Source organism: Methylovulum sp. (assembly GCF_028687615.1).
Taxonomy (GTDB): domain Bacteria; phylum Pseudomonadota; class Gammaproteobacteria; order Methylococcales; family Methylomonadaceae; genus Methylovulum.
The window spans coordinates 13,427-27,164 of sequence record NZ_JAQTZU010000004.1 but is presented as its reverse complement, the minus strand read 5'-3'; the positions used below and the strand labels follow the sequence as shown (position 1 = coordinate 27,164).

General features: G+C 48.8%; 13 protein-coding genes. 12 read left to right on the top strand and 1 reads right to left on the bottom strand.

Annotated features, from left to right (window positions below):
- Positions 1 to 81 precede the first annotated feature (81 nt).
- The 10 genes from PHH59_RS03285 to PHH59_RS03240 all read left to right on the top strand — a co-directional run bounded on the left by PHH59_RS03285 (position 82) and on the right by PHH59_RS03240 (position 10,928).
- Positions 82 to 879 carry a HEAT repeat domain-containing protein gene (locus tag PHH59_RS03285; protein ID WP_300011169.1) on the top strand — a complete coding sequence of 266 codons (798 nt, stop codon included), beginning with the start codon at positions 82 to 84 and terminating at the stop codon, positions 877 to 879.
- 124 nt (positions 880 to 1,003) lie between these two features.
- Complete coding sequence (locus PHH59_RS03280; protein ID WP_300011166.1) at positions 1,004 to 1,477, top strand: hypothetical protein; 474 nt, start codon at positions 1,004 to 1,006, stop codon at positions 1,475 to 1,477.
- Positions 1,478 to 1,502: 25 nt separating this feature from the next.
- Complete coding sequence (locus tag PHH59_RS03275) at positions 1,503 to 2,003, top strand: hypothetical protein (protein ID WP_300011163.1); 501 nt, start codon at positions 1,503 to 1,505, stop codon at positions 2,001 to 2,003.
- Positions 2,004 to 2,082: 79 nt separating this feature from the next.
- Complete coding sequence (locus tag PHH59_RS03270) at positions 2,083 to 2,586, top strand: TlpA disulfide reductase family protein (RefSeq protein ID WP_300011160.1); 504 nt, start codon at positions 2,083 to 2,085, stop codon at positions 2,584 to 2,586.
- Between the two features lie 15 nt (positions 2,587 to 2,601).
- Positions 2,602 to 2,826 (top strand): DUF4266 domain-containing protein, encoded by a 225-nt coding sequence (locus PHH59_RS03265; RefSeq protein WP_300011157.1) that lies wholly within the window; start codon positions 2,602 to 2,604, stop codon positions 2,824 to 2,826.
- Positions 2,813 to 5,392, top strand: a complete 2,580-nt coding sequence (locus PHH59_RS03260; RefSeq protein WP_300011154.1) for a DUF3570 domain-containing protein — start codon at positions 2,813 to 2,815, stop codon at positions 5,390 to 5,392. The genes PHH59_RS03265 and PHH59_RS03260 overlap by 14 nt, the downstream gene beginning before the upstream one ends.
- Positions 5,393 to 5,397: 5 nt before the next feature.
- Positions 5,398 to 6,297, top strand: coding sequence for an FAD:protein FMN transferase (locus PHH59_RS03255; RefSeq protein WP_300011152.1), 900 nt, complete (start codon positions 5,398 to 5,400; stop codon positions 6,295 to 6,297).
- A gap of 170 nt (positions 6,298 to 6,467) precedes the next feature.
- Positions 6,468 to 8,024: a fused MFS/spermidine synthase gene (locus PHH59_RS03250; protein ID WP_300011149.1), complete on the top strand. Its 1,557-nt coding sequence runs from the start codon at positions 6,468 to 6,470 to the stop codon at positions 8,022 to 8,024.
- A gap of 363 nt (positions 8,025 to 8,387) precedes the next feature.
- The gene (locus tag PHH59_RS03245; RefSeq protein WP_300011147.1) at positions 8,388 to 9,974 is read left to right on the top strand and encodes a SulP family inorganic anion transporter; all 1,587 of its coding nucleotides are present in this window, start codon (positions 8,388 to 8,390) and stop codon (positions 9,972 to 9,974) included.
- Positions 9,975 to 10,388: 414 nt separating this feature from the next.
- Positions 10,389 to 10,928, top strand: a complete 540-nt coding sequence (locus PHH59_RS03240; RefSeq protein WP_300011144.1) for a DUF1269 domain-containing protein — start codon at positions 10,389 to 10,391, stop codon at positions 10,926 to 10,928.
- A 295-nt stretch (positions 10,929 to 11,223) separates the two neighbouring features.
- Here the strand turns inward: PHH59_RS03240 and truD are convergent, their stop codons facing one another.
- On the bottom strand, positions 11,224 to 12,261 hold the full coding sequence (gene truD, locus PHH59_RS03235) for a tRNA pseudouridine(13) synthase TruD (protein ID WP_300011141.1): 1,038 nt from the start codon (positions 12,259 to 12,261) through the stop codon (positions 11,224 to 11,226).
- Between truD and PHH59_RS03230 the strand changes: the two genes are divergently transcribed.
- Both PHH59_RS03230 and PHH59_RS03225 read left to right on the top strand, forming a co-directional pair.
- The gene (locus PHH59_RS03230; protein ID WP_300011138.1) at positions 12,239 to 12,673 is read left to right on the top strand and encodes a hypothetical protein; all 435 of its coding nucleotides are present in this window, start codon (positions 12,239 to 12,241) and stop codon (positions 12,671 to 12,673) included. The genes truD and PHH59_RS03230 overlap by 23 nt on opposite strands.
- Positions 12,674 to 12,679: 6 nt before the next feature.
- Positions 12,680 to 13,726, top strand: a complete 1,047-nt coding sequence (locus PHH59_RS03225; protein WP_300011135.1) for a lytic transglycosylase domain-containing protein — start codon at positions 12,680 to 12,682, stop codon at positions 13,724 to 13,726.
- Positions 13,727 to 13,738 lie beyond the last annotated feature (12 nt).

Sequence of the window (13,738 nt, the reverse complement as noted above, 5' to 3'; positions counted from 1 at the left end):
CTATAAATAACTTGTTTTATGCTTTTGACCACGAATTTTCGGATTCGTGGTTTTTCATTTATGTAAACTCGGTAACTGGGTGTGTTGATAAGCAAAGTTTTGGTGATATGCGTAGGTTTGCTAGTGTCGTTGGCAATAAGGGCGGACGATGAAGCTATCCGCTTGACCGCTTATAGCAATGCTGACCAACAGATTAAGCTTGAAGCGTCAAAAAAAACGTTAGCACAGGTACTTGATACCCTAGCAAAAAACACCGGCGTCATAATACATTTTTCTGGTTTGCCGGATGCGCCGGTATCAGTGGCTTGTGCTGGATCAAATATAAAACAACTCCTTGAATGCCTGCTGGATAAACAGGCTGATATGGTTTTCCGTTATGCACAGGCAACTGCTACTGCACAGCCTGCTGTGTTGGAAGAGATATGGGTGTTTGGGGCAGCTAAAGACGGCAAACAGGGGACATTAAAAAATAAGGCGGATAAGAAGCTTTTAATGCAAGCTTCCAATAATAATGATACGGGGAAATTGCTTGCGATGGCCCAAGTTAATGACCCTGGAAGCCGCGCAGATGCAATTGGCGCACTGGCGGTGCAAACACCCGATAAAGATCCGTTAGTTAGGAAAACCTTGGTGTCGGCTTTATCAGATTCCTCTGCCGAGGTCAGGGCGCAAGCGGTGTTCGCTTTGTCTAAATATGACGACGCAGATGCTACGGACGGATTGGCATCCGCATTACAAGATGAGGACGTTTCAGTCCGCTTGATGGTGGTCGATAGTGCCGGTCATCATCCTGATTTGTTGCAACAGGCACTAGTTGATGGCGATGAAACGGTAAGATTATATGCAGCGTCCAAATTAGAGGCCCTGAAAACCCAATGAGATGTTGGTTGTGGACAAGCACAATTGATGGTCACATTTAAGGATGAATAATCTGCGTCAATCGGCTTAAAAACACGCTACTATGAACAGCTTTGCCGCTAATAATTAAATTATGAGGACTTTTATGAAAAAAATGAAGAAACATCCTGTTTTGATCACGTTGTTGGCGCTAACGGCTTTAGGGCAAACAACCCTTGCCTTCGCCCATGATTTGACCGGTTCTTTAGGCGCGGCAAGTACCGCGATGGATTACTATCAAGTACATTGTTACAACTTTGGCGATGGGTCTGGAGATACTAACCGCATTTATGTTGCGGTCAGAAATAATTCAACCACGATCCCAAAACTCAGTATCCAAGTCATCAGGGATGATAATACCGGCACCACCTTGCCTGCGACGGCAACCAATACCACCGATGCGGCAAATGGCAACGCCACTTTTAGCCCGACTATCATTTATAAAGGCGGCAATGGCTTTTTTTATCTGGCAGTCGATAAAACTGCGGTTGGAGCAGTAAATTACTCTTTGCAATACCATTGCGAAGCAAGCGATGGCGGGCATACCGGTACAGATATAGTCCAAACCATTAACCAGTAATGCCAATTAAATAGTCGAGGAATTTATGAACACAACAACCTTAAAAAATACGTTGGCAACAATCCTGTTGACGGGGCTAGTAACCCACGCCCATACGACAATGGCAAATTCTGTAACGGGTGCTCTTGGGGCTGGTAGAGGAACAACCGATTATTACCGGGTGACTTGCTCTAAAAATGCCAACGGCGATACCTATAATCTGAAAGTCAATGTGCTGGATTTATTGCCCGTTGCCGCCCCTCTCATAAGTGTGCAAGCTGTCAAAGGCGTATTTGGGGCAAACACCACAGACGCTGTCGATGGGGACGCCACTAATGCCCCTAGTCCGACAGCGATACCTACTGGCATGATCTACAATCCCATTACTAAAAAATATGTTAAATCTATCAATAGCGGCAATGGTGTCTACGATGTCAGGGTCAATAAAACGGCCGTTGGTGTTGAAAACTACAAAATGAATGTGAATTGCTATAGCAGCGTAGGCAAACTTACAGGTATCGCCGTCAAAATCGTGCAAAACCAATAATCCAATAATTCTGGCCGAGGATAATGCCTTTTTGCGTATTCTCGGCTAAGTGTTTCATTTATAAAAAAAATAACAGCAAATGAATAGACGCAGCCTCTCTTTACTATTTCTTGCCTTGGTGGTCTCTTTTATACCAATGGCACATGCCGTAGAGCCTGGGGATACAGCCCCTGATTGCCAGCTCAAATCTTTCCCCGATGCCGAACCGCAATCGCTTAAACAATTTCAAGGCAAAGTCTTGTATATTGATTTTTGGGCTTCCTGGTGCGGCCCTTGCGCCAAGTCTTTCCCCTTTTTGGACAGCTTAAATAGCGGGCTTAAAGGTCGTGGTTTGCAAGTCATTGGGGTGAATATGGATGAAAACGCCGAAGATGCCCAGAATTTTCTTGCCAAATATCCGGTTGGTTTTACTATTGTCGCTGATGCTAACGGGCAATGTGCCGAAAAGTTTGCTGTACAAGCAATGCCTTCTTCTTACCTGATCGATCAAAAAGGCGTGGTGCGTCATGTGCATCTGGGCTTTAAAAGTGGGGAAGCAGAAGAATTAAAAAGTTTGGTTGACAAGTTACTGGCCGGACCCTAACAGGGAATCGCAACAATGAGTACAAAACCACGCCCAACCTTAGTGGCCTTGATAGTGTCGGCCATTACCCTGTCAGCCTGCGTCCCCGTATCACCTTGGCAACGCGGGATACTTGCCAAACCCTCTATGGCGACTGCGCCTACCCCCATGCAAGATACTTTGAGCGAACATACGCACAGTAGCCGTGAAGCGGAGTCTGCCAGCAGTTCTGCCAGTGGAGGCGGTTGTGGCTGTTATTAAATCCAATCCTGCGCTTCAAGCCCTGACGCTTGCGGCTTTGGCCTTACCTGGACTGATTTTGCCTGCGGCGGGTGCGGCTGAAGATGACGAAGTCAATTTCCAATACAGCCATTATGAAGAAGGCAAGCGTAATTTATACAACGTACTGAACAACAAAAATCCCATCGAAGTTGAAAGCGTGGTGGGGAAAGCGCGTGTCAGCTTGTCTGACCGTATCAAATTTGCTTTTAATTACATCCAGGACACTTGGTCGGGGGCGACGCCGATTACCACGGCACCATTGGCAGCCAATGGCAACCGTGCGATTAAGGCGAATACGGCAAACAATGAAACAATTATCACGGGGGCGTCGCCTTATATCAATAACGCCCGGATGTTCTTGACCCAAAAGTTTGTCCCGATCCTCATTTACGATAAAACCGTACCAGGAAAAAAATTGTTTAGAACTGCACAACCTGTGCATGTTTTATCGATGGCTTCGCCTGAAACACGCAAACAAGGTGATTTCACTTTGGGTTATGAATGGGATGAAGCCGCCATCAAAATAGGCGGCGGCCTATCTGTGGAACATGATTATGAATCACGTTTTGGTAATTTAAGCGGTCGCTTGGATTTTAACCAAAAACGCACGACCTTGGATATGGGCTTGAGTTATACCAATAGCGATAACTCGGCGATCCTGGATCATGATGCTGAAACCTACATCACTAAAAAGGCATTTGCCCAACAGATTGAAAAAAGTGGCACTATGCAGATATTGCACGGCAACCGCCAAGATTGGGCGACCAGTTTGGGCTTGACGCAAGTGTTGAATAAGAGTGCTTTAGTCCAAACCAGTGTTGCTTACACACGCAGCACCGGTTATTTGGAAAATCCTTACAAAGTGATGACTATTGTCTTTGCCGATCCGGCAACATTAGGTACGGACCCAGATCATCCTAATTCCATTGTCGGTGATGTCAGGGCATTTCTGGAGCAGCGTCCTAACGAGCGCAACCAATTGACGGTAGGCAGCCGTTTTATCCAGCACATTGCTTTTGCCGATGCGGCATTACATCTTGATTATCGCTTTTTTCACGATGATTGGGGTATCAACGCCCACACCTTTGAAGCGGATTGGGTGCAAGCTGTCGGCCCAAGCTGGACGATAACACCAAAAATCCGTTATTACTCCCAAGATGCCGCTGATTTTTATCACCCTTATTTAATTTCCAAGCAGACTTATGCCAAAGCCCTCGCCGACCCCGGCACATTGCCCGCCAATTTCTCCAGTGACCAACGTCTGTCGGCGTTTGGTGCCTTAAGCGGCGGCGTGACCATCAACAAAAAATTATCCAAAGCAGTCAGTATTGAGGCGGGCTTTGAATACTATACCCATGCCGGTGCTTTAAAAATGGGCGGTGGTGGCGAAGGCAGTTATAGCGATTTTGATTATTACCTGGCGAATGCCGCCTTAAACGTCAATCTTGCCGCTTTAAACACGGGCGGTAGCCAATCCGGCCATAGCCATGCCCATCATGGCAAGCACCACGGCAGCCACGGCCCGGCGGGTGTTATGTTTGGGCACATGCTTGATCAAGCCAACGATGTCATGCTCGGTTACCGATATATGTACAGCCGTCAGGCAGGGGATACGCTACACGGCATCCAGGCCGTTACGGATCAAACCATCAGGAACAACGGTTGTTTGCAGGCTTTCACCAAACACTGCCGGGTTACGCCGACCTATATGGATATGAGTATGCACATGCTGGACATCATGTACGCCCCTACCGACTGGCTGAACCTGATGCTCATGCCGCAGTTTATGGACATGGACATGGATTTACGTTTATTGGAAGGTGTCTCCTACAATGCTTTCCAAGACCATTTGCACGGCGGGCATCGCACTGGCGGGGTCGGCGACACCGGCATGTACGCGCTGTTTAAATTGTTTGACACAGGTAATCATCATGTCCATGCCACCTTGGGTTTAAGTGCGCCTACCGGGGATGTTGACATCAAACTCAGAGCCATGCACGGTGATGATAAAGGTTTGCTGCATTACGGTATGCAGCTTGGCAGTGGCACATGGGATTTTAAACCCAGCTTGACGTACACAGGTATGTTGGATGATTGGTCATGGGGGGCGCAATTCAGTGCGACCAACCGCCTTGAAAGCAAAAACGATTCCGGCTATGCCTTGGGCGATATGTTTCAGGGTACGGCATGGGGAAATTACCATTTGACAAACTGGTTATCCGCTTCCGTCCGGGGCATTTATACCGTGCAGGGCAAAATTGACGGCAGATTCAACCGGGTGGCGGGTGTAGTCGACAATGTGCTGGTCAATAATGTCAATCCGGGATCAAAAGCCAATTTCAGTTCTGGGCCTATGGATTTTGGCGGCAATTACGGCGGGCGTTATTGGGATTTAGGTTTAGGTCTCAATTTCACTGTCCCTTCGGGTGATTTAAAAGGCAATAGTTTAGGAGTGGAATGGCTGCAACCCATTGAAGACGATGTCAACGGCTATCAACTGGAAAGGGAAGGGGCGTTGTCGGCAACCTGGAGCGTGATGTTTTAGCTGGCATGGAATTTTATCGCGCTGAATTCAAGGCTATGGGCACACCTTGTGATATTCAGCTATTTGCCAAAACCCAAACCCAAGCCAAGCAAGTCGCTGATGCCGCCATTGCCGACATACAACGCTTGGAAATCCGTTATTCGCGTTATCGTCCCGATAGTTTTTTAGCGGCGATCAACCGTGTGGCGGCGCTTGGCGGCAGTATCGAAGTGGATGCCGAAACAGGGGGATTGTTGGATTACGCAGTGGCTTGCCATGAACAAAGCGAAGGCTTGTTTGATATAACCTCAGGTATCTTGCGGCAGGCGTGGCGGTTTGATCTAGGCAAACTACCCGATGAAGAAACCATACAAAACCTGCTTGGTAAAATCGGTTGGCACAAAGTCCACTGGCAAAGTCCACTGCTGGAATTTACCGTGGCCGGGATGGAAATTGATTTTGGCGGCATCGTCAAAGAATACGCCGTAGACCGTGCCGCCGCCTTGTGCCGGTCGCAAGGCATAAATCATGGCGTTGTCAATCTCGGCGGCGACATAAAAATCATCGGCCCGCGTACAGACGGCAGTCCCTGGCGTATCGGCATACGGCATCCGCGCCAACAAAATGCCTTGCTCGATACGGTGTCATTACATCACGGGGCACTAGCCAGTAGCGGGGATTACGAACGCTGCATCCTGATTGACGGTGTCCGCTACGGGCACATCCTCAATCCGAAAACCGGCTGGCCTGTCAAATATTTGGCGGCGGTCAGCGTGGTCAGTGATTTTTGCGTGATTGCCGGCAGTGCGTCAACCATCGCCATGCTCAAGGAAGACCAAGGCCCGGAGTGGTTGGATTCGCTGGGTTTGCCGCATTATTGGTTTGATGTCGAGGGTAGGGCGGGCGGTTCGTTGTTTGCCGCATAGAAAATATGCTTTGAACGGTCAAGTTTTCGGTTTTTGGAGCTTAAGGTCTCTTGAGCGCAACTGGCGGGCAGGATGCCTTTATGCCCCGGAGATACGCGTTCCCTCCCACGAACAACCCAACTCGCTGGTCATAGATAATCCCCATAAAAACTACCACATAGCAGACAAAAATGACCCATAACACCCAACTGTTCCACCGCACCGGACTCTTTGCCACTGTTTTCGTCACCGGCGCGTCCGTGATGGTGATCGAACTGCTAGGGACGCGCATGATCGCGCCGTTTTATGGGGCCAGCCTTTACGTCTGGTCATCGCTGATTTCCGTGACCATGATCGCCCTCGCCATCGGTTATTTTATCGGCGGACGTTGGGCGGATACGTCAAAACGCACAGGTTTATCGCTAATCATCGCCTTGGCGGCTATTTTCACGTTGCTGATCCCCTTGCTGACCCGACCGGTTCTGTTGGCTACCGACCCGCTAGGGCTTCGCGGCGGGGCGTTTGTCAGCGCGTTGATTTTGTTTTCGCCCAGTTTGACCTTGCTTGGCATGGTCGGGCCTTTTGCGATAAAACTCGCAACGTCACAATTGGCAGGGGTCGGCAATAGCGCGGGTTCAATTTATGCCGTCAGCACCGTCGGCAGCGTGGTTGGCACTTTGATGCTGGGATTTTTCTTGTTCCCTTTGTTGGGTTCGCGGCAAATCTTGATCGGTACGGGGATTTTATTGCTGGTGCTGGCGGTCGCCATTGCGGTTTATGAACAGAAAAAACGTAAAGTTTCCGTCGCCATCCTGCCCAGCATCGTCCTTGCCATTATCGGCTTGACCTTGTTGCCAGCAATTATCGGTGCAGGGCATGGTTATACAGGCGGCAACCAGTTCCAGGTCCAATCCGAACGCGAAAGTCTGTACGGTTGGGTGCGGGTCATCGACCAAAAAGCCCGCGACTTGCGTTTGTTGACTTCGGATGCGTCAACCATCGGCGCGTCCAGCCTCAGCAACGGACAAAGCCGCTTGAGTTATCAGGATATTGTCGGCCTGATTCCCGCCTTGGCCCCGCAAAAAATGCACCGTGCCCTGATCATCGGTTTGGGGGCGGGGCACATGGCAAAAGTCCTGCATGAGCGCTACCACATCGTCACCGACACCTTGGAAATCGACCCCGCCGTTGCCGATGCCGCCGTCGATTATTTTGGCTACCAGCCCACCGGCAAAGCCATCGTCGGCGATGCGCGGTATGAAATCCGCCATTTGTCCGGCCCTTACGACCTGATTATCCACGATTGCTTCACGGGCGGTTCGGAACCATCGCACTTGTTGACCGTGGAAACCCTCGCGCAATTACGCGGCTTGCTGTCCGAACAAGGCATACTCGCCGTGAATTTTGTCGCCTTCGCCCAAGGTGGACACGCCAATGCCTTGGCCGCCGTATCTAAAACCATAGCCGAAGTGTTTCCACAACAATCCGTGTTCATCTCCGAACCCGGACGTGATTTCAACGATTTCATTTTTTTGGCGACCCAAAAACAATCGATAGATTTGGATGCAAAAACCTTGCTGGGCAGCCAATCCGCGTGGTTGAAAGAACGGCTGTTTCCGGTGGACAAGCGCAATGGCGTCTTGCTCACCGATAATCTCAACCCGCTTGAACATCTGCAAACCGCAAAAGCCGAGCATTATCGGCATGTCATTGTGGATTGGTTTGGGCCGGAGTTGTTGGTGAGATGACGGATGCCTGCAAAAAGCCCCGGTAGATAACGGTTATCTACCGGGGCTTTTTTATTGGGCAATATTTAAGCCAATGAACGTGTGCTTGAATTAAATCATAGGCCCGATTTTATCCATCCCGTTTATACTGTGTTTCATAAATGCTTGCATTGCCTATTGAACGCATCGCCCAGCTTTTTGAGCAAGCATCTATGAAACAATCAATAGCGAACAAAGTTAAGCGGGTTGGTTTAAAAAAAGGGGAAGTTAGCCGATATGATTTGGGTTCAAGCACAGCTTAGGTCAGAGGGTAAATTGTCCCCTCAAAAACGCGCATAAAATGATAAAAGATCGGCGCAAAGCCGATAAACATGAGGATTAATGATGGACAAAGGTATTCTATCTAAAACTGGCCTGGCTGAGTTGAAAGCGCATTGGCGTGATGATTTGCAATCAGGTTTTCTGGTTTTTTTAATCGCTTTGCCTTTGTGTTTAGGCATATCGGTGGCGTCTGGCTTTCCGCCGTCGGCGGGCATTATCACGGCGGTTATCGGCGGTGTGTTGGTTTCGCGGATCAGCGGTTCCCATTTGACCATCAACGGCCCGGCCGCCGGATTGATAGTCGTGGTGTTGGCGGCGGTGCAGGCATTGGGGGAAGGCGACGCGCTGGCGGGTTATCGGTATACCTTGGCGGCGATAGTGGTCGCCAGTCTGTTGCAGATTTTGATGGGCGTTTTTAAGCTGGGACGCTTGAGCGCCTTTTTCCCCGCTTCGGTCATCCACGGCATGTTGGCAGCCATTGGCTTGATCATCATGGTCACCCAAACCCATGTCATGCTAGGTGTTACGCCGGACTCCGGCGGCTTGCTTTCAATGGTCGCGCAAATCCCGCATAGCCTATTGAACATGAATGGACAGACCATGCTGATTAGTTTTTTAGGATTGGAAATACTGATACTTTGGCCTTTAATCAACACCAAAATTCCTGCACCTGTGATTGTCGTGCTGGTGGGGATGCTTTTTGCCTGGCATTTCGGCCTTGATAAGCAAGCAACTTCAAAAGGGATGGGCTATTTGGTGGCTATTCCTGATGATTTTTTGAGCAGTTTCTGTTTCCCCGATTTTGCCAAGATAAGCACCGTCGCTTTTTGGGAAGCGGTACTGGGCATCAGCTTGGTCGGCAGCCTAGAAAGCTTGTTGAGTGCGGCGGCAGTTGACAAACTTGACCCGGATAAACGTTCTTCTGATCTTGACCGCGATTTAACCGCCGTCGGTATAGGTAATCTGGTTTGCGGTTTAATTGGCGGTTTGCCGATGATTGCCGAAATCGTCCGTAGCTCAGCGAACATCAACAATGGCGCGAAAACGGCATGGGCTAACTTCTTTCATGGCTTGTTGTTATTGCTGTTTGTCGTGCTGTTTACCCGCTTGATACAAAATATCCCCTTAGCTTCACTGGCGACTATCCTAGTTTATACCGGTTATAAATTAACCTCGCCCAAAGTTTTCGCCAGGGTCAGGGATATTGGCAAAGAACAACTGTTGATGTTTATCATCACTATTATCGGGATATTGGCGTTAGATTTACTCAGCGGTGTCGTTCTGGGCATAATTGTAAAGCTGGCGATTAATTTGCTACGCGGCGTGTGGTTTAGCAATTTGTTCAAAATCCATTTTACGATTGAGCAAAAAACTAACGGTACGCTGGTGGTCAAACTGTTGGGTTCCGCGCTTTTTTCCAACTTCCTGCCATTAAAACAGGCGCTCGCCAAGCTTGAAAAAGGCAGGTCGATTATTTTTGATTTTACAGCAGGTTATTTGATTGATCATACCGTCATGGAGTTTATCCATGACTTTTCTGAGGATTATGAAGCGCAAGGAGGCCAATGCCGGACAATAGGCGAAGCCTTGTCAACGTTTTCTGATCATCAGCTCGCGGCACGGTTAATGACGGAAGATGATAGAAGGTAGAAGGTGATTTTCTGTAGGGTATCGAGTGCTTTAGGATGTGGCAAAAAATAACTTCTGCTAAGGGTTCCCACGCAGATTTTGTAAAATAAAGTCCAGCACCAGCAGGGCAATATCGAGCGTTCTTCTTCTCGTTTGCTCTGAAAAACGAGTGACTTTAACGGATTAACTCAGCTTGAAAAATCGGCGTATACTGGATTTGGATTATCCCTTGATAATTCAAGCTAAAGATTTGGCCATTAATAACTTCCCGATATTAAGACCTGACAGGTTTTTGAAACCTGTCAGGTCTAGGATTTCAAGAATGCTTCAGGGAAGTTGTTTTTAGCCAAATCCTAAACTGTCCGGTGGATTATCTTTACGAATCAAGTAGATTAACCGACAGCGACTTCCCGCAAATTTTTCAGGACATGTACCATGAGCACAGAAAATACTTTAGATAATTTAAAAAATAGTGTTGAGAATACCGTCATCTCCATCTTTAACTCCCACATCGAGGCAGAAGAAGCCGTAAAAGCCTTGCACAAGCAAGGTTTCGATATGGAAAACCTATCTATTATTGGTAAAGGCTATCAAACTGAAGAACACCCCGTAGGTTTTTATACCAAAGGCGACCGCATTAAAACGTGGGGGAGTGTCGGCGCGATTTGGGGTGGCATTTGGGGATTGCTTTTTGCACCCGCCGTGTTCTTTATTCCCGGTGTCGGTTTGGTGGCCCTCGCCGGCCCAATTGTCACCTCGCTGGTGGCGGCTATGGAAAGTTCGGTGATCATGGCGGGATTATCCGCGCTCGGTGCGGCGTTATTCAGCATGGGCATGAAAGAAGACGAAATCATCAAATACGAAAAAGCCCTGATTGCGGATAAATTTGTCCTAATCCTGCATGGTACCGAAGAAGAAACGGCACAAGCACGCCAATTGCTTAACACGATGAAAAATGAACAAATAATCCCGTAACCAGGATGAAGTTTTGTTAGCAACCCCATTCCGATGCGTTGGAAGCTGTTCAATATCGCTTCAAACTCATTATAGCTAGGCGGCGGGCTTCTGCCCGCTGCTACTAATCTTTACCCAGTTTACAGCCAAATTGGACAAATTTTTTAGGTAAGGAACGGGCATGAAATAATTTCCGCAACGGCTCGTTAGACCTGCCAGGTTTTGATACCCTTATATCTCTGGGGCACAAGAAACCTGACAGGTCTTGATCCGCGAATTTATTCCATGCTCATTCCTAAGCGATACCGCTCTTGAACTACTTTTCCCCATAATCCACAAACTCCCGCAACGCCGCCGTCGCATAGCTACCCGCAGGCAAGCTAAAACTCACAACCAGCACATCATCCGTAATAAATGCCCATTGTAAATCAAAGACATTGGCACGCAAGGCGCGGCGGTTTCTATCTACCCCAACTGCCAGCAAACCCTCGGCTAGGGCTGGGTACGCGGCGATGATGTTGTGTTCGAGTTGCAATGCCGTGCTGCTGACGTCGGCATCGCCTTTGCCCCATAACATCCCGCTAGGATGGATGTCGCCACGGCTTAAACGTCGGATGATGCCGTCATCGGCCTGCGTGGATTTGAAGCAACTATTAGAACGGTCAAAAATGTAAGCATCCCCGTCTACGGCTTGGTTCCAAGTTTGGTTTTGGACGCGTTGGGCGAGCAGTTGGTTGAATAAAAATGAACGGGCGGCGGAAAGGTAAAGGCTGCGTTGTTCGCGTCCGGTTTTCGCACCATCGAACATCGCCAAGGCTTTGTTGACGTTCTGCCCGTTATGGCCGAAACGTTGCCCACCGTAATAATTTGGGACGCCGTGGGTTTTGATTTGCTCCAATTGCCGGATCAGCGTGTCGGTGTCGCCTTGCCAGTTCCGTAACGTGATTTGGAACTGGTTGCCCGCCAATACGCCGCGTTTTAGTTTCTGTGCATGGCGGACAGTATGTAAAACGTGTAGTTGATCGCCATTCAGTAAGGTCCAATCCGGCCCGTCCCCCGTTTTACCAGGCAACCAGACGCTAAACCATTGGCGGGTGATGGCATGGCGGTCTTTGAGTCCGGCATAGCCAATATCACGTTGCCGGACCTGGGCGTGTCTTGCCAAGAGCCTGGCGATGTATTCAGTGTTTTCACCGATTTTTTCGATATAAAGAAATACATGTTCGCCGTCGCCGGACGGTTCAAAGGCGAGTTGTTCGGTGACGATGAAGTCTTCTGGCAACGTGCGCAGGTTTCCGGTGCTGACGGGTTGTCCGTAAGCGTAAGGCCAGATGGGTATTTCGATGGTGGGCATGGGCTTGGTTTTAGGTTGGGTTAATGCGGATCATAGGTCTTCCATTTTTAAAGATCAGGAAGGTCTATTTATCGGCTGGCAAATGCTTAATGGCTTATTATCTGATGTTACGCAGGCCAACGAAGAATCAATGACTTACAAAGCAAAAAACAACTGTAAGTTATTGATAGTTCGTAGTCGGTGCGTAACATCAGTTATTATAATTGATGGGCTTCAAAGCAAGCGACACGGCCAAACCCGCTTAAAGCAGTTTCCATTTTACTGCGCTTTTGCTGATGGATGTTGGGTGATGAAGAAGGGTGGCTGCGGAAAATTTGCTGCGACACCAATGTTGCTTGTCAATGTCCAGGTTTTTTTGTATGTTGTGTTGCAAAAACTATTTTTCTACAGATTATTTATCCAGCCCCTTTGAATAATAATGAACCGATTAATTAAGCGTATTGGGTTTTTGGCAGTGCTTGTGTTCGTGTTGAATGCTTGTACCAGCACGGAACCAACGATCAAAAGTGACCATATCGCCACCTCCCATCCCATTAGCCAACCGGCATTTCCTCCGCAAAGCTCCTATAAATCAAACCTTTCCGATGCATTTCACAAACCCGGTGAGCTGGAACCGGCGGTGGAATTCTGGCGCAAAACCTATGTGGAGTGGCGTCGCTCGGAAGTGGCATTTCACGATGACCGTTATTTGGATGTGATCTACGAAGTGATGGTGTTGCCAGGGGATGTCGGCGAAAGCCTGACCAGCGAACAAAAAGAAATGGTCAGCCAACGCCGCGCTTTTTGGAAAACCCAACTGGCAATCCTTGAGAATAAATTGCGCTATAACATGCCGTTGAATGCCAGCGACAGGCGAATCATCCCCAAATTACAAGCTAATGGCAGACCACTGGGCAGTGTTTTAACCGGAGCAGCCGAACGGGTGCGTCCACAACGTGGCACCCAGGAACGGTTTATGAAAGGGCTGGAGATAAGCCGCCGCTATGAACGGCAATTTAGAAAAATATTCCGTGATGCGGGCTTGCCGGAAGAATTGGCCTTATTGCCTCATGTTGAATCTTCGTTCCAACCGTCCGCCAAATCTTCCGCAGGTGCGGTAGGCATGTGGCAATTCACCAAAGGCGCGGCGAAAACCTTCATGCCCGGTGGCGATAGGGTTGACAAACGCTTGGATCCTTTTGCATCTGCGCTTGGTGCGGCCCGTTATTTGAGTTTCGCCTACCGCAAACTGGGGGATTGGCCGACAGCGATTACTTCCTACAACCACGGTGTTGGCGGCATGAGACGGGCGCAAAATACCGTGGGCCGGGATTTTGTCCGTATCGTCAAGGCTTATAACGGCCCGGCGTTTGGATTCGCTTCCCGCAATTATTACGCGCAATTTCTGGCGGCACGGGAAATTGCCAGCAATCCAATGCAAATCTCCATTAAGCCTGGCTTACTGTATAGGCAAGCGCAACGCTAAAGAATGCAAAAC